This is a genomic window from Sphingomonas sp. BK481, assembly GCF_014194875.1.
Taxonomy (GTDB): domain Bacteria; phylum Pseudomonadota; class Alphaproteobacteria; order Sphingomonadales; family Sphingomonadaceae; genus Sphingomonas; species Sphingomonas aerolata.
This window is the reverse complement of sequence record NZ_JACIAP010000007.1, coordinates 52,970-67,529: the sequence shown is the minus strand read 5'-3', so window position 1 is coordinate 67,529 and position 14,560 is coordinate 52,970. Positions and strand designations below refer to the sequence as shown.

17 protein-coding genes and 1 tRNA gene are annotated in these 14,560 nt (G+C 69.2%); 7 read left to right on the top strand and 11 right to left on the bottom strand.

What is annotated here, in order from left to right; all coding sequences use genetic code 11:
* Positions 1–18: 18 nt before the first annotated feature.
* Entirely contained in the window at positions 19–921 is a 903-nt protein-coding gene (locus tag FHY04_RS14290) for a FecR domain-containing protein (protein WP_183936913.1), read from the bottom strand.
* Complete coding sequence (locus FHY04_RS14285; RefSeq protein ID WP_183936912.1) at positions 918–1,433, bottom strand: RNA polymerase sigma factor; 516 nt, start codon at positions 1,431–1,433, stop codon at positions 918–920. Before FHY04_RS14285 ends, FHY04_RS14290 begins: the two co-directional genes overlap by 4 nt.
* Positions 1,434–1,701: 268 nt before the next feature.
* On the opposite strand from FHY04_RS14285, the gene FHY04_RS14280 reads away from it, so the two are divergent.
* Entirely contained in the window at positions 1,702–3,009 is a 1,308-nt protein-coding gene (locus tag FHY04_RS14280; protein ID WP_183936911.1) for a glycosyltransferase, read from the top strand.
* On the opposite strand, the gene FHY04_RS14275 is transcribed toward FHY04_RS14280, so the two are convergent.
* Complete coding sequence (locus tag FHY04_RS14275) at positions 2,957–3,883, bottom strand: phosphatase PAP2 family protein (RefSeq protein ID WP_221211801.1); 927 nt, start codon at positions 3,881–3,883, stop codon at positions 2,957–2,959. The two genes, FHY04_RS14280 and FHY04_RS14275, sit on opposite strands and share 53 nt — an antisense overlap.
* A 250-nt stretch (positions 3,884–4,133) precedes the next feature.
* Between FHY04_RS14275 and FHY04_RS14270 the strand changes: the two genes are divergently transcribed.
* From FHY04_RS14270 to FHY04_RS14260, 3 genes are read left to right on the top strand one after another with little or no spacing between them, the layout of a single operon-like run.
* On the top strand, positions 4,134–4,625 hold the full coding sequence (locus tag FHY04_RS14270) for a sterol desaturase family protein (protein WP_183937012.1): 492 nt from the start codon (positions 4,134–4,136) through the stop codon (positions 4,623–4,625).
* Positions 4,622–5,407, top strand: coding sequence for a fatty acid desaturase (locus tag FHY04_RS14265; protein WP_236559223.1), 786 nt, complete (start codon positions 4,622–4,624; stop codon positions 5,405–5,407). Before FHY04_RS14270 ends, FHY04_RS14265 begins: the two co-directional genes overlap by 4 nt.
* Positions 5,404–6,159, top strand: a complete 756-nt coding sequence (locus FHY04_RS14260; protein ID WP_183936909.1) for a sterol desaturase family protein — start codon at positions 5,404–5,406, stop codon at positions 6,157–6,159. The genes FHY04_RS14265 and FHY04_RS14260 overlap by 4 nt, the downstream gene beginning before the upstream one ends.
* A 145-nt stretch (positions 6,160–6,304) precedes the next feature.
* On the opposite strand, the gene FHY04_RS14255 is transcribed toward FHY04_RS14260, so the two are convergent.
* Together FHY04_RS14255 and FHY04_RS14250 are read right to left on the bottom strand one after the other, a co-directional pair.
* A complete protein-coding gene (locus FHY04_RS14255) occupies positions 6,305–6,574 on the bottom strand; it encodes a hypothetical protein (protein WP_031393429.1) in 270 nt (89 codons plus the stop codon).
* A 208-nt stretch (positions 6,575–6,782) separates the two neighbouring features.
* Positions 6,783–6,875, bottom strand: a tRNA-Ser gene (locus FHY04_RS14250).
* A 162-nt stretch (positions 6,876–7,037) separates the two neighbouring features.
* Here FHY04_RS14250 and FHY04_RS14245 point away from each other — a divergent pair.
* Together FHY04_RS14245 and FHY04_RS14240 are read left to right on the top strand one after the other, a co-directional pair.
* Complete coding sequence (locus tag FHY04_RS14245) at positions 7,038–7,787, top strand: DUF1134 domain-containing protein (protein ID WP_183936908.1); 750 nt, start codon at positions 7,038–7,040, stop codon at positions 7,785–7,787.
* A gap of 161 nt (positions 7,788–7,948) precedes the next feature.
* On the top strand, positions 7,949–8,296 hold the full coding sequence (locus FHY04_RS14240; protein WP_183936907.1) for a hypothetical protein: 348 nt from the start codon (positions 7,949–7,951) through the stop codon (positions 8,294–8,296).
* A gap of 96 nt (positions 8,297–8,392) precedes the next feature.
* Here the strand turns inward: FHY04_RS14240 and pyrC are convergent, their stop codons facing one another.
* Entirely contained in the window at positions 8,393–9,427 is a 1,035-nt protein-coding gene (gene pyrC / locus FHY04_RS14235; RefSeq protein ID WP_183936906.1) for a dihydroorotase, read from the bottom strand.
* Positions 9,428–9,509: 82 nt separating this feature from the next.
* Here pyrC and FHY04_RS14230 point away from each other — a divergent pair, with 82 nt between their 5' ends.
* On the top strand, positions 9,510–10,265 hold the full coding sequence (locus FHY04_RS14230) for a folate-binding protein YgfZ (RefSeq protein ID WP_183936905.1): 756 nt from the start codon (positions 9,510–9,512) through the stop codon (positions 10,263–10,265).
* A 418-nt stretch (positions 10,266–10,683) separates the two neighbouring features.
* On the opposite strand, the gene FHY04_RS14225 is transcribed toward FHY04_RS14230, so the two are convergent.
* The 5 genes from FHY04_RS14225 to FHY04_RS14205 all read right to left on the bottom strand — a co-directional run bounded on the left by FHY04_RS14225 (position 10,684) and on the right by FHY04_RS14205 (position 14,443).
* The gene (locus FHY04_RS14225) at positions 10,684–11,808 is read right to left on the bottom strand and encodes an OmpA family protein (RefSeq protein ID WP_031396246.1); all 1,125 of its coding nucleotides are present in this window, start codon (positions 11,806–11,808) and stop codon (positions 10,684–10,686) included.
* Between the two features lie 118 nt (positions 11,809–11,926).
* Positions 11,927–12,430, bottom strand: a complete 504-nt coding sequence (locus FHY04_RS14220) for a DUF2793 domain-containing protein (protein ID WP_183936904.1) — start codon at positions 12,428–12,430, stop codon at positions 11,927–11,929.
* Between the two features lie 17 nt (positions 12,431–12,447).
* Entirely contained in the window at positions 12,448–13,476 is a 1,029-nt protein-coding gene (locus FHY04_RS14215) for a hypothetical protein (protein WP_183936903.1), read from the bottom strand.
* A complete protein-coding gene (locus FHY04_RS14210; RefSeq protein WP_183936902.1) occupies positions 13,437–13,904 on the bottom strand; it encodes a terminase large subunit domain-containing protein in 468 nt (155 codons plus the stop codon). Before FHY04_RS14210 ends, FHY04_RS14215 begins: the two co-directional genes overlap by 40 nt.
* Complete coding sequence (locus FHY04_RS14205; protein WP_183936901.1) at positions 13,904–14,443, bottom strand: hypothetical protein; 540 nt, start codon at positions 14,441–14,443, stop codon at positions 13,904–13,906. Before FHY04_RS14205 ends, FHY04_RS14210 begins: the two co-directional genes overlap by 1 nt.
* Positions 14,444–14,560: the final 117 nt, after the last annotated feature.

Sequence of the window (14,560 nt, the reverse complement as noted above, 5' to 3'; positions counted from 1 at the left end):
GATCCGGACAGTGTTTTTTCAGCGTGCGGTTTCGAGCGCCAGACCCCCGTCCCGCTCGACCACCGCGAACCCGAACCCGCCGCCGATCGCCGCCAGGAGCTGGCGTGGATGATCGGTCCGGAAACGGCCGAACACCGTCGTCGAGGCGAGCGGCTCGGCAGGGCGCGCGATCCGGACGCCGCCCTGCCGGTCGAGGATCTCGACCAGATCGTCGAGCCGCATGCCCGCGGTGTCGATCCAGCCCTGACGCCAGTCGGGCAGCCCCGGATCGAAGCGCTCGGGTACCGCCGTCACGCCGCCGCGGATGCTGCTGCGATAGCCCGCACGGACCACGACGCCGCGCCGCGCGTCTGCTGACGCCGGGTCGAGCGGGTCGAACCCGACCGCGCCGCGATAGACCGCCAGCGCGACCTGTCGCCGCGTCAGATCGAGGTCGAACGCGGTGCCGAGCACGCGCGTCCGGCTGGCCCCCGCACGCACGACGAAGGGGCGCGCGGCATCGTGGCGCACGTCGAAGAACGCCTGGCCCGCCAGCAGCCGGGCGCTGCGCCCGGCGGTCGTGTAGACGACCTGCAGCCGCGTCGCGCCGTTCAGCCGGATGGTGGTGCCGTCCGCCAGCGTCGCGGTCGCGCGCGCGCCGGCCCGCGTCGCGAACAGCTGCGGCGACGGTGCGACCGCGGCGGGCGGCGGGGCCATGCGGAGGCCGAGGACGAGCAATACGGCGACGACCGGCGCGGTCGTGGCCGCGACGACGACGGACCGCCGCCGCCGCCTGAGCGCGCGGACCTGCTCGTCCGACAGCCGACCACAGTGCAAAGCGGCGGTCCGCAACGCATCCGTCAGCGCGGCATCGGTCAAGGATGCGCCCCCGCCCCCGCCCCTGCTGCTGCTGCTGCTGCTGCTGCTGCTGCCGGCGGTCACGCCCCCGCCTCCATCGTGAACCCCCGCCGCGCCAGCGCGGTGCGAAGGTCGGCAAAGGCCCGGACGACATGCTTCTCGACCGCGGCGGTGCTCATGTCGAGCCGATCGGCGATCGCTGCGGTGGTGAGCCCGTCCAGCCGTCGGCGCAGGAATATCTCGCGGCGCAGCGGCGGCATGCGTTCGAGCGCGCCCGCCATCAGCGCGACCGCGCGGCGGAACGCCACCACCCGATCCGCCGCCGGCAGCGGACAGACCATCGCCTCGTCCAGTTCGACATGCGCGGCGCGCCGGGCGACGCGGTGATGATCGCGCAGCAGATTGCGCGCGATCGCGAAGCAGAGCGCCTTCACGTCCTCGACCCGCGCGCTCGCCTGATAGGTGAACAGCCGCAGATAGGTTTCCTGCACGACGTCGTCGCCATCTGCGTGATGCCCCAGCCGCCCGTGCACGAACGCACGCAGCGCGCGTGACAGCGCCGCGTCCGGGCATTGCATCGCCAGCGCCGGCGTCACCGGCCGGCGCTCCCCGACGCCCCTGAAAACCCCCGCGTCCCTGTTCACCACGCCCCCCGCTTGCGATTCGGGGCGTCTTATGCGTCCATCGTGAAGCCGGGATGACACCGCGCAGCCACACGGGTCTCGGCAGGCGCGACCATGCGGCGAGATCGATCGCAGCGTAGATCGTTACCAAGTTATACTCGATCACCGTATTGCGACTATCGCGCGTCGCATCCATGCTGATAGTGGCGGCCCTACCAGACGGCGTCGGAAAGCTCCTGAATTGACTGTTGCAGGGCGGCATATCGCCATCATCGCGCCGCCGACCGCCGGGCATATCAATCCTCTGGTCGCGCTGGGCACATCGCTCGTCGCCGCGGGACACCGGGTCACGCTGGTGCATATGGCCGACGTCGCGGCGATGTTGCCGCGCGGCGATGTCGCGTTCGCGCCGCTCGACCATCCCGCCGATCGCCAGGGCCTGCTGGCCGAACATTATCGCAAGCTCGCCCAGCCCTCGGGGCCGGTCGGACTGCCCCGCATGATCCGCAGCACCGCGGCGATGACCGAGCTCCTGCTCGCGGCGCTGCCGGCCACCCTCACGCGGCTCGGCGTCGATGCGGTCGTGGCGGATTCGGTCGAGCCGGCGGGGGCGCTGGTGGCACGCCATCTCGGCCTGCCGTTCGTGACCGCGATCACCGGACTGCCGCTGCTCCGCGAGCCGATGATCCCCCCGCCCTTTCTCGGCTGGGCCTACCGGGCCGATGCGCTCGGGCGGAATCGCAACAATGGCGGCTATGCGGTCAGCGACCTGCTGATGCGCCCGGTGACCCGCATCGTGACGCATTATGCACAGCTTTGGGGGCTCGATCCCGATCCACAGCAGCAATGGTCGGACCGCCTGCAGATCGCGCAATGCCCGGCAGGACTCGACTTTCCGCGCACCGCCCTGCCCCCGAGCTTCCGGTACGGCGCGCCGTGGCGCCTCGACGAACCCGTGGACGACATCCCCGAAAGCGACGGCCGACCGCTGATATACTGCTCGCTCGGGTCGCTGCAGGGTGCGCGCCGGTCGCTGTTCGCCGCGATGACCGCGGCCTGTGCCGCGGTCGGTGCGCGCGCGGTGGTCGCGCATGGCGGCGGCCTGAGCGACGGCGACGCGGCCTCGCTGCCCGGCGACCCGCTGGTCCGCGCCTTCTGGTCGCAGACGCGCATCCTGCCGCACTGTTCGGCAGCCATCCTCCACGGCGGCTTCAACACCGTGCTTGACGCGCTCGCGGCGGGCGTACCGATCGTCACCGTGCCGCTGGCGTTCGAACAGCCGGCGACCGCGGCGCGGCTGAAGCGGATCGGCGCGGCGCGCATCGTATCCGCCGCCGACGCCGCCAAAGGCGGGCTCGAACCCGCGCTCCGCCACGTCCTGACCGATCCGGGCTATCGCCGCGCGGCAGGTCTGCTCGCGGCGGAGATGGCGATGGCGGGGGGCGCCGCCGACGCCGCCGTACTCGTCGAGGCGGCGCTGCGCGACGACGCGATCGTTATGCCGGCAGGCCTGGACCCGGCTGAGGACAGGGCTGCCTGCGCTGCGTGAGGCGCTGTGCCGCGACGATCGCGGGCGGCGCGAGCAGCAGCCCCATCAGCACGTCGACCCCGTAGTGACCGCCGAACACCGGCGTCGCGACGATCGTCAGGATCGCCCAGCTGCGGCCCGGTCCGGCAAGGCGCGGCATCGCACCGAAGGCCCAGATGAAGATCGCGGCGAGCGTCGCATGGAAACTGGGAAAGCTGACGATCCCCATCAGCATGGTGAGATCGAGCACACGCAGCGATCCGTCGCGCAGCCCCGAGATCAGCCCCTGTTCCAGCCATGCGATCGACGGCCAGAGATGCACGTAGCGCGCCGGGTCGAACAGGTTTCCCATCGCAGGCGTCAGACCCGAGATCAGGATCGTGACGAACCCGGACAGGATCGCGGCGCACACCATCGTCCGCAGCGTGTCGAACTTCCCCATTCCGCTGAGCGCGACGATGACGACGATCATCTGCACCGTCAGGCTGTGATAGGCGAGGCCCAGCAGCCAGATCAGCGGCGGACACTGGTCGAGCAGCGCGAGCACGACCGGCCAGTCGAAGCCGACCGCGCGATCCGCCGCCGCCAGCCGGGCATCCCACAAGGTGCCGGACTTCGCGGCCAGCGCATAGGCGAGGACCACGCCGAACAGCGTGAACAGCGTCATTTGCAGAAACGCCCTCGCCCCCGCGGCAAGACGCGGTCGCGCGCTGTACCGGCCGATCGCCAGCGCGCCGCCCAGCGCGAGCAGCGACAGGATCGCCGGCATCGCCCGCAGCGGATCGACCGTGAACCGGTCATCCTGCTGCGCGACGAGGAAACTGAGCATCATGGCTGCGACCAGCAACCAGGACGGGGTGTCGCGGTGGTCGGCACGGGAATTCGAAGCGGGCATCGGGGTCGAACGCAGCGTCCCGCCCTGCGGTGCCGCGATCGATCGCATCCGTATGATTTACCTGTGTATGCCACCGCCGACCCGCGGCTGCCGCGGCGGTGCCGCGCGTGCTTTTATGGCGGCGCGCCCTCGCATCGTCCGCCCCGAACGGTTATATATACGCCATGTTGAATGCACTGCTTCTGGTCAGCGCCGATTTGCCCGATCGCGCGTCGTGACCTGGGTCGAGAAACTGGCGATCGTCGTCGGCATGGTCCTGTTCATGGAGTGCTTCGCCTGGGCGACGCACCGCTATGTGATGCACGGCTGGGGCTGGGGCTGGCACAAGTCGCATCACGAGGAGCATGAGGGCTGGTTCGAGAAGAACGACCTTTATGCGATCGTCTTCGCGATCGTGCCGATCGTGCTGTTCGTGGTCGGGCTCTGGTACCCGCCGCTCTGGTGGGCGGCACTCGGCATCACCGTCTATGGCGGCATCTACGCCTTCGTCCACGACATGCTCGTGCATCAGCGCGGCGGCTTTCGCTGGGTCCCCAAACAGGGCTATTTCAAGCGGCTGCTCCAGGCGCATCGCCTGCATCACGCGGTTGAGGGCAAGGACGGCACCGTCAGCCACGGCTTCCTGTTCGCGCGCAAGCCCGCGGTACTGAAGGCGCAGTTGCGCGCCAATGCCGATGCGCAGCGTCGTTCGGCCCGTCCCGCGCGGACCCCGAACACCAGTCCGGCAGACCAGCGCGGGTGAGCATCACCGCCGCCCACCCGTCGGACGCGATGAAGCGTCAGATGCGGATCGGCGTGTCGCTGTCGGCCGCGATCATGGTCGCGTGGCTCGCCATCCACATTACCGGCATCTTCTTCTGGGAATGGAGCCTCGCGACGCTGCCGATCGCGGTCCTGATGGTCCTCGTCCAGACCTGGCTCTCCACCGGGCTGTTCATCGTCGCGCATGATTCGATGCATGGTGCGCTCGCGCCCGAGCATCCAAGGCTGAACCGGGCGATCGGCGCGACCTGTCTCTCGCTCTATGCCTGCCTGTCCTATGCGTCCCTGCTCCCGCAGCATCATCTCCACCACAAGCAGACCGGACGCGCCGGCGATCCCGATTTCCATGGCGGCGATCCGCGGCTGACCCGCTGGTTCCTGCAGTTCTTCAAGACCTATTATTCGCACGGCCAGATCATCCGCATCACATTGGTGGCGCTGGTTTATACGCTGCTGCTCGGCGCGCCGCTCGGCAACATCGTGATCTTCTGGGCGCTGCCCGCGCTCGGCGCCGTCGCGCAGCTGTTCGTCTTCGGGACCTGGCTGCCGCACCGCGAGCGCGACCTGCCCTTCGCGGATACCCACCGCGCGCACAGCCTCGACATCGGACCCGCGCTGTCGCTGATGACCTGTTTCCACTTCGGCGGCTATCATCACGAACATCATCTATCGCCGGGCACGCCGTGGTGGGGGCTGCCCGCGCGGCGGCGTGCGCTTGCGGTTCGCGCCGCCGACCGCCGCGGTGTAGAGGACCCCGCATGACGCTTGCCATCATCCTCTCCGCCATTGCGATGACCGTCATCGTCGGGGTCCGCTATCTGCTCGTGTCGGGCGCGTTCGCCTGGATCACGACGCGCAAGCATCCGGGGCTCTACCTCGGGCTCGATCCGCAGGTCCGGCGCGAGATCGTCTGGAGCCTTGCCTCCGCCGCGCTCTACGGCATTCCCGCCGGCGTCGTCGCCTGGGGCTGGCAACATCGCGGCTGGACCCAGGTCTATGCCGATGTCCACGCCTATCCGCTCTGGTACCTCCCGGTCTCGGTGTTCGCCTATCTGCTTCTCCACGATGCCTGGTTCTACTGGACGCATCGCTGGATGCATCGCCCCGCCCCGTTCAAGCTCGCGCATGCGCTCCATCATGCCAGCCGTCCGCCGACGGCATGGGCCGCCATGGCGTTCCACCCGATCGAGGCGCTGAGCGGCGCCATCGTCATTCCGCTGCTCGTCTTCTTCGTGCCGATCCACATTTACGGGCTGGGGGTCGTGCTGACGATCATGACGGTGATGGGCGTGACCAACCACATGGGGTGGGAGATCTTCCCGCGCTTCATGTGGAGCGGCCCGCTGGGCGGCTGGCTGATCACCGCCAGCCATCATCAGCGCCATCACGAACTCTATGGCTGCAATTACGGCCTGTATTTCCGCCACTGGGACCGGCTGTGCCACACCGATCGCGGCGTCGGCGATTTCACGCGCGAACACGCCCGCGCCGCCCGGCGTGCCGATGCGACCTGACCGGCCCGCAGTGCGATAGGCGACGCCAGCGGCGCCCCTCACACACGCCGAACGCAAAAAGGGCATCCGGGTCGCCCCGGATGCCCTTTTCTGCACGTCGCTCGGGGACGCAGGCAGCTTGGCCCGCGACCCTGAGCGCTGTGGCTCAGATACCGTTCGACAGATTGGTATCAGCGTCGTTGGTGCGCATGTCTTCAGCCTGGTTCTGGCCGGTCGCACGCACCGCGTCAGCCTTGTTCTCGAGGCTTTCTTCGGCTGCTTCGTTGCCCGTGAGGTCGGCAGCGTCCTCGAGGTTGTCAGCGACCGCCTCGGTGTTCGACTCGATGTTGTCGGCTGCCTGCTCGCGCGGGCTGGTGTTGCAAGCTGCGAGCGAGAACAGGCCGGCAGCGACGGCGACAGCGAAAATCTTCTTCATGATCAACCCTCTTAGTGGTGCCACACGCATACACGACAACAGCCGATATTCAACGCCGATCCGTTAGATGGGATATCGAAGCGCAGCGGTGATCGAAGAGGGGCGGACGTCGAACGTCGCGCTTAGCCTACCGCGTAAGCGGCCCGCTATCCCGCATCGGCACGCTACGATGGGGGGCACACGTCGATCACACTAGCGGTGACGAAGATGGCGGAGACGGAGGGATTCGAACCCTCGGTACCAGTAAACCCGGTACGGCGGTTTAGCAAACCGCTGGTTTCAGCCACTCACCCACGTCTCCGGCTGCAGCAGATGCGGGGCTATAGCGAGGGTCTGCGGCGGGGGCAACCGTCGTTACGCGGGTACCGAACGCGAATTCGACTCTTCCCGCCGTTTCATTCATTGCGGGGTCAGGCGGGGGTTTGTTAACTCACGCGCACTCGGCATTGGGGAAGATAGCATCATGCGCAGTTTCTGGCTTGGCCTCGGCGCCTTCGCAGCGTCGATCGCGAGCAGCGCGCCCGCACAGGTCCGCACGATCGATCCCAACCAGGCGATCGACGGGGATCTCGCGCCCCAGACCAGCACCACCCCATCGCGGGGCCAGCAGGTCCCCGACCAGCGCTATCCCGAGCCCGCGCCGGTCGAGCCGGTCCAGCCCGCCGCGCCGCCCCCGCCCGCGTCTGGCCCCGGCGCGACGACGCGCGCGGAGGCGACAATGAGCGCCGCCGACACCTATGAGCGCGACGATCTGCTCGCCGCGGGCGAAGGCGTGTTCGGCAAGGGCGCGGCCGGGCTCGGCGGGATCCTAGAGAACATCCTGAAGGACCAGGGCCAGCCCAACGCCTATATCGCCGGCCGCGAGGCGTCAGGCGCGTTCATCCTCGGCGTGCGTTATGGCTCGGGGCTGATGAACCACAAGGTCGAGGGCGAGAAGCCGGTCTACTGGACCGGGCCGTCGGTCGGCTTCGACGTCGGCGGCGACGCGAACAAGGTGTTCGTGCTGGTCTACAACCTCTACGACACCGAGGAGCTCTACAAGCGCTTCCCCGCGGTCGAGGGCCGGCTCTATCTCGTCGGCGGATTCGCCGCGACCTATCTGCGCCGCGGCAACGTCGTGCTGATCCCGATCCGGCTCGGCGTCGGCTGGCGCGCGGGCGTGAACGTCGGGTACATGAACATCACCCACAAGAGCAGGTGGCTGCCGTTTTAGGGCGCAGCGCGGCGAGCGGCAACGCCCGCTCGACTCGCGCAAGCCCGGCCGGCGGCTGAAAGCCGTCCGACGACGCGGGCTTTGCCCGCGGCGCGGCACCACCCCCGCGGGACAACAGCCCCCGGTAGCGCCCACCCCCACAATCGCCTAACGCCACGCGAATGGCCAAACCCGACCGCCTCGCCCGTCTAGACGCCCAGCGCGAGGATCTCGAAACCGAGTATCGCGCAACGCTGATCGCCGCGCTCGAAAAGACCGCGAACGGCGCGCTCGGGCTGTTCGACCGCAGCAGCGACCGCCGCGTCCGCACCGCGATCGCCCCGACGATCGCCGCGCTGACCGAGATGGGCACCGAGATCGACGCGATGCGCGACCGGCTGATGCTCGACCGGTTCGCGCTCCACCGCGACTTCTTCGCCGCACGCGGGCCGGTCAGCGCGAGTGCGCCCGGCGAGCAAAAGGAAGCGCGGCTCTGGCTCGACCGACTCGCGCAAGATCCGTCATCCTGACGAACGTCAGGATCCAGAGCCAGGCAGGACAACGCATGTAACCCTGGATCCTGACTTTCGTCAGGATGACGGGAGAAGGGAAACGGACGGCGCGCCTTAGCCCGCGAACCGCCACCCGGCATCAGTCCCCGCCAGGAACGGCACGACCGACGTATCCCCCTCCCCGACCCGCTCGGGCACCATCACGCTCTCGCGCACCAGCGTCACCGTGCCCTCGTTCAGCGGCAACCCGTAGAAGCGCGCGCCGTGCTCCGACGCGAACCCCTCGAACCGGTCGATCGCGCCCTCCGCGTCGAACACGCCGAGATACGCCTCGAGCGCGAACGGCGCGTTGAAGATCCCCGCACAGCCGCAGCCCGATTCCTTCGCGCCCACGACATGCGGCGCGCTGTCGGTGCCGAGGAAGAAGCGCGGGCTGCCCGACACCGCGGCCTTGCGCACCGCGAGCCGGTGAGTCTCGCGCTTGAGCACGGGCAGGCAATAGGCGTGCGGCCGAAGCCCCCCGTCGAACAGCGCGTTGCGGTTGATCAGCAGATGCTGCGGGGTGATCGTTGCGGCGATCGGATGGTCCGCCTCGGTCACGAACGCCGCCGCCTCGGCGGTGGTGATGTGCTCGAGCACGATCTTCAGCCCCGGATAGTCGCGCGTCAGCGGCGTCAGGATGCGTTCAACGAACACCGCCTCGCGGTCGAAGATGTCGATCGACTTGTCGGTCACCTCGCCGTGGATCAGCAGCGGCATGCCGATCCGCTGCAGCGTCTCGAGCACGCCGGTCAGCGCGCGGATATCGGTGACGCCGTGCGCCGAATTGGTCGTCGCATGCGCAGGGTAGAGCTTGCACGCGGTGAACACGCCCTCGGCATGGCCGCGCTTGATCTCCGCCGGATCGGTGCCGTCGGTCAGATAGCAGGTCATCAGCGGCGTGAAATCGGCCCCCCCGACCGCGGCGAGGATCCGCTCGCGATAGGCGCGCGCGGCGGCGATCGTCGTCACCGGCGGGGTGAGGTTGGGCATGATGATCGCACGCGCGAACTGCCGCGCGCTGTGCGGAGCGACCGCGTCCAGCATCGCGCCGTCGCGCAGATGGAGATGCCAGTCGTCGGGGCGGCGGATCGTGATGCTGTCGGTCATGCGCCCTCCTACCGACGCGCGGCGGACGACGCCAGACGGTTGCGCGCCTTGGAAATCGCCGGGCGCGCACTAGGTGAAGGAGATGACCCAGACCGACAGCGCAACCCTTCTCGCCGACCGCGCGGTGCTGCGCATCGCGGGCGAGGACGTCCGCGGCTTCCTGCAGGGGCTGGTGACCGCCGACACCGCGTTGCTCGCGCCCGGCGCGCCCGCCTGGGCCGCGTTGCTGTCGCCGCAGGGCAAGGTGCTGTTCGACTTCATCCTCTGGGCGGACGGGGCCGACGTGCTGGTCGATGTCGAGGCCGCGCAGGCCGAGGCACTGGCGAAGCGACTGACGCTCTACCGCCTGCGCCGCGCGATCACGATCGCCCCCGATCCGCTCCGCGTCCACTGGTCGCCGACGGGGACTGAGGGCAGCCCCGACCCGCGGCTTCCCGCGCTCGGCCACCGCTGGCTCGCCCCCGCAGACGCAGCGACAGGTGATGCCGCGCCCGCCTGGCACGCACACCGCCTGTCACTCGGCGTGACCGAAGGCGTCGCCGAGCTCGGCAATGGCGAGACGCTCTGGCTCGAATGCAACGCGCGCGAGCTGAACGGCGTCAGCTTCACCAAGGGCTGCTATGTCGGCCAGGAGAACACCGCGCGGATGCACCACCGTTCGAAGGTCAACCGCCGCCTCGTCGTCGCGCCCTTCACCGAACCGAGCAGCCGCACCCGCGTCACCTATCCCGACCTCGCCCTGATGATCGACCACCGCCGCACCGACGCCCTCGGCGACGCGCTGATCCCCGCCTGGCTCGCCCCCGCCCTCGAGCCCGACGATCCCCCCAAGGCATAAACGCCGCCGCCAGGCGCAGTGATTAGTATCTCACGCGAAGGCGCAAAGGCGCAAAGATTGCACGTCGGCCGACTGACCGCCCCAACCACGATCGGCGAAGCCGCGCCCCGCCGCCCGGCGGCACACAAGAAGGCAGCCCCAAGATCTTCGCGCCTTTGCGCCTTCGCGTGAACACTTCCAACGCACGCCTATGCGCGACCCCGCCGAAGCATCCCGTGCGGCACGCCAAATCCTGCCCAGACCTCCGTGATGCACCCCCGCGGCCCACCCCAAAAGGCTCCGCGCCTCCGCGCCTCCGCGCGAACCAAACTTCTTCCCGCCCCAAAGAACAGAAGACAAAAGAAAAGGGAGGCCGGCTCGCGCCGACCTCCCCGATCTTTTCCCGCATCCGATCCGCAAGGACCGGAAGGCGGAAGTCTTACTGGCCCGAACCCGGACCGTAGGTGACCTCCACGCGACGGTTCTGCACTTCGCGCACGCCATCGGCGGTGTCGACGCGCGGACGGCTCTCACCGAACGCTTCGGTCGAGATCACGCCATCCGGGATCGCATGCGACGACAGATAGGCGCGGACGCCGTCTGCACGACGCTGCGAGAGACCGACGTTGTACGACGCCGAACCCGACTTATCGGCGTGGCCTGCCAGCATGACCTGTGCGTTGCCGCACGACTGGTACTGCGTGACGGCGTTGTCGAGGATCGACGCAGCCTCAGGCGTGATGTCCGACTTGTCCCACTCGAAGAACACGATGAACGGACCAGGCGAGCAAACGACCTCGACCGGCGCCGGCGGCGGCGGGGGAGCCATCGGCTCGGGTGCCGGCGGCGGGGGAGGAGGTGCCATCGGCTCGGCAGGTGCGCCGAAGTTGTACGTCACACCACCAAGGATGCTGTGCGAACGGTAACGACCGTCGAACAGGCGGTTGGTGTTGTCGACCAGCTTGACGTTCTCGGCGTTGAAGAAACGATACTTCAGCGTCGCGTCGATGTGGTCGGTCAGCGGTGCACGGATACCGGCGAGGCCCTGATAGGCGAACACGGTGTCCGAATCGTTCAGGAACGAACCGTTGTTGTTGAGGGCGTAGTTCGCCTTGACGCGAGCAACACCGACACCACCGCCGACAAAGCCCTGGATGCCGTCATCCGGACCGAAGTCCAGCAGGCCGTTCAGCATGAAGCTGAGTGCCGACGAAGAACCGCCAGCATAGTCATAGTTGTTGGCCGGTGCGTTGACGAGTGCGCCTGCACCCGTGAAAGCTGGCGTGGTCGTGGTCGACGAATAGCCGTCCACAGTAGCCTTGCGGTAACCGACTTCGGTTTCGAGGCGGAAGCCACCGAAATCGTAGCCCATGACTGCGTCGACGTCATAACCATAGTCATGGTCGACCGAACCGGCATTGTTCAGAGCACCGATGTCGTAATCGATGTCTTCAACGATCATCGCACCGCCTTCGATGCCAACGTACCACGACTTGTCGCGGGCGAGGGCAGGAGTGGCGAGTGCGGTGGAGGCGAGTGCCAGAACGACGGCAAGCTTCCGCATATAAATCCCCTTTCATGAGTGTCACACGGACATCGCAAACTCCCTATCCTTCGGCTTGTTTCCACGCAAGCGCACAAAAGTTCGAGGTGTTGCTGGAACGCCACAGTTTTTAGAGTGTTTAGGCGGCGATCAATCCGTGGCTCCTCAATAGCACCAGAACGGCGGAAAGTGTAGCCCGGGCGGACGTATCGACCACGGCTCCACCGACCGGATCGGCAATTGCCGCGCCTTGCGCGCCGACCACCTGGTTACCGCCGATCACGACTCGCCCGCCGGTGATATCGGCGGCTGCCCAGCCCGTCCCGTCATGCCGGATCAGCGTTGCCAGATCCTCGCGCCACACCGTCATGCCGGCCCGCGGCGCGGCGAACCGCCAGCCCCCCGTCGTCCAGCCCGCCAGCGCCTGTGCATGGCCCCCCCAGTCCCCGGTCGGCGCGGCCCCGACGATCCAGCACGCGCCGGGCGCGGGCGCGGCCGGCGGCACGTTCAGCCCGACCGTCACCACGCTCGGCTGGATCAGCAGGTCGATCAGCGCGAGCGCCTCGTTATGCACCATCTCCTTCTGCGCCTGCCCCGGCTGCAGCAGCGGCAACCCCGTCCGCACGCTCGTCTCGTCCGTCATCGCCACTCTCCCCCTCGTCACACTATCAGTATCGCGGGCAGCGACACGCCGAAGTCGCCGCGCTGGCGCACCTCGACCCGCACCGCCCCCGCTGCGCGCTCCGCCGCGGACAGCGTCACGACCGGCGTCGTTGTCTCGACGAGCCGCGTCACCCCCGCCCCCGTCAGGACCGTCACCGCATAGGCTTCGCCGCCCTCGCCCAGCGGCACGTCACCGCCATCGATCCAGCGCCACCCCGCCCGGCTCCGCCGTGTCCAGCTGAGCGTCGCACCGCCATCCGCCGCGATCATCGCACGCAGACCGACCGGCGACGGCGGCAGCACCGACGCCCCCGCCAGCATCAGCCGCGTCTCGACCGGCACCGCATCGCCCACCCCCGACGCCATCACCCGCACCGTCCCGCCGATCGCCGCGACGGGCAGGTCGATCGTCCGCACCGAATCCGCCGTGATCAGCACGAAGCCGTCGCCCGGCGCCTGCGTGCCGATCGCCGCCTCGGTCCCACGCCGCCCGCGCAGCAGCTGCGTCAGCCGCCACCGCCCGCCGCCGAGCGGCGCCGCGCGGCCGAACTGGATCAGCTCGCCCCCCGCCATCGCCAGATTGGCTCCCGCATCGAGCGCCGCCGCATCCGCGTCCGCGAGCGCCAGGTCGCCGCGCACCAGCACCACCTCGAACGTGCCCGCCCGGTCGGTCAGCGTCGCCGGCGCCGTCCCAGCGACGACCGCGATCGTCCCGATCGTCGCCGGCGCCGCACTCGCCCCCGCCGCGATCCAGCTCGCGCCGTCGTCGAACGAATAGAGCAAGGCCGCATGCCGCCACCCCACGCCTGTCCCCGTCGCCGCCACCGACAGCCGCGGCGCGGCGAGCGGCGCATCCTCGAGCCCCGGCGTCTCGAACGCCGCAAGCCGCGTCGTGCCGATCAGCGCATCCGCCGCACCGACGATCCGCCCGCTGCTCCCGCGCACCGGCAGCGGCGCGGGCGTGAGCGGGGTCAGCACCAGGCTCGTCACCATCGCCTCGACCCGCGTCTCGACGATCCGCCACACGCCCGGTTCTCCCGTAATCTCGACACAGCCGCCGGGGACCAGCGCCAGCGCCGCCAGCGATAGGTCTCGCCCGCCTGCGCCACCGCGATCAGCCCGCTCTCGCCCTCGACCATCACCTTGCGGACGTCGTCCATCGTCCCCCCGACCATCGCGATCCGCGCGCCCGGCATCGCGCGGGCCAGCGCGCTCACCCATTCGGCGCCCGCGCGCGTCTTGCCAAAGCCGCGGCCCGCGCGGATCAGCCAGACCTGCCAGTCGCCCGCGGGTTCGCGCTGCCCCGGCAACGCCCAGATCGCCCAGCTCTCGTGCAGCGTCCTGAGTTCCGCCTCGGACAGCCCGCGCAACAGCGTCACCAGCTGCCCCCGCGGCAACCCCCGCAACCGCGCGAGCACCGCAGGATCGAACGTCGCACCCCCGCTATCCGCCATCACGCATCCCCCGTGACGGACGCAGCCTGCGCGTCGAGCGCATCGAGCCGCGCGACCAGCACCGCCTCCAGCTCGGCCAGCGACACGCGCTTGCACAGCGTCCCCGCCCCACCAGACGACCCGCCCCCGCGCTTGCGAAACCCCAGCGCCTGCACCGCGACCCGCGGATCGAAATGCGCCCCGCGCAACTCCGCCTCCGCATCCCCGTCAACGACCCCGTCAGCTTCCCCCTCAGCTTCCGCCTCAGACTCCCCCTCGGCGTCCCCCAGCGCATAGGCCAGCAACCGCGCCTCGAGCGTCTCGTACGCCGCCTCGATCGCCCCCGCCCAGTCGGCTGCGAACACCGCGTCGCGCGCCTTCAGCGCATGCGCCCCGCGCGGCGCCATCCCCACCGCGCGCGCCGACGCCGCGATGTTGCACGTCGCCGCCAGATGCTCGAGAAACGCCGCGCGCTTGGCCGGTGTCCAGCCGCCCTTGGCGGCCTTGCGCACCTGCAGCCGGCCCCCAGCTTTCCCGCCCGCTCCCCCACCCGCCGCCATGCGCCATCCCCCAAATGGATCGGGCCGGTCCGCCGCCGGGGGATCACCCCGACCGCGTCCGGCCCGACTCGCAATTCGTCATCGTTCCCGTTATGTGCCAGAACAACGTGACGATGT

Coding starts and splice junctions, on each gene's coding strand:
- FHY04_RS14230 (WP_183936905.1), top strand. CDS start 9,510: ATGACCCAGACCGACAGCGCAACCCTTCTCGCCGACCGCGCGGTGCTG.
- FHY04_RS14205 (WP_183936901.1), bottom strand. CDS start 14,443: ATGGCGGCGGGTGGGGGAGCGGGCGGGAAAGCTGGGGGCCGGCTGCAG.
- FHY04_RS14210 (WP_183936902.1), bottom strand. CDS start 13,904: ATGGCGGATAGCGGGGGTGCGACGTTCGATCCTGCGGTGCTCGCGCGG.
- pyrC (WP_183936906.1), bottom strand. CDS start 9,427: ATGACCGACAGCATCACGATCCGCCGCCCCGACGACTGGCATCTCCAT.
- FHY04_RS14260 (WP_183936909.1), top strand. CDS start 5,404: ATGACGCTTGCCATCATCCTCTCCGCCATTGCGATGACCGTCATCGTC.
- FHY04_RS14270 (WP_183937012.1), top strand. CDS start 4,134: ATGGTCCTGTTCATGGAGTGCTTCGCCTGGGCGACGCACCGCTATGTG.
- FHY04_RS14245 (WP_183936908.1), top strand. CDS start 7,038: ATGCGCAGTTTCTGGCTTGGCCTCGGCGCCTTCGCAGCGTCGATCGCG.
- FHY04_RS14225 (WP_031396246.1), bottom strand. CDS start 11,808: ATGCGGAAGCTTGCCGTCGTTCTGGCACTCGCCTCCACCGCACTCGCC.
- FHY04_RS14275 (WP_221211801.1), bottom strand. CDS start 3,883: ATGCCCGCTTCGAATTCCCGTGCCGACCACCGCGACACCCCGTCCTGG.
- FHY04_RS14220 (WP_183936904.1), bottom strand. CDS start 12,430: ATGACGGACGAGACGAGCGTGCGGACGGGGTTGCCGCTGCTGCAGCCG.
- FHY04_RS14255 (WP_031393429.1), bottom strand. CDS start 6,574: ATGAAGAAGATTTTCGCTGTCGCCGTCGCTGCCGGCCTGTTCTCGCTC.
- FHY04_RS14240 (WP_183936907.1), top strand. CDS start 7,949: ATGGCCAAACCCGACCGCCTCGCCCGTCTAGACGCCCAGCGCGAGGAT.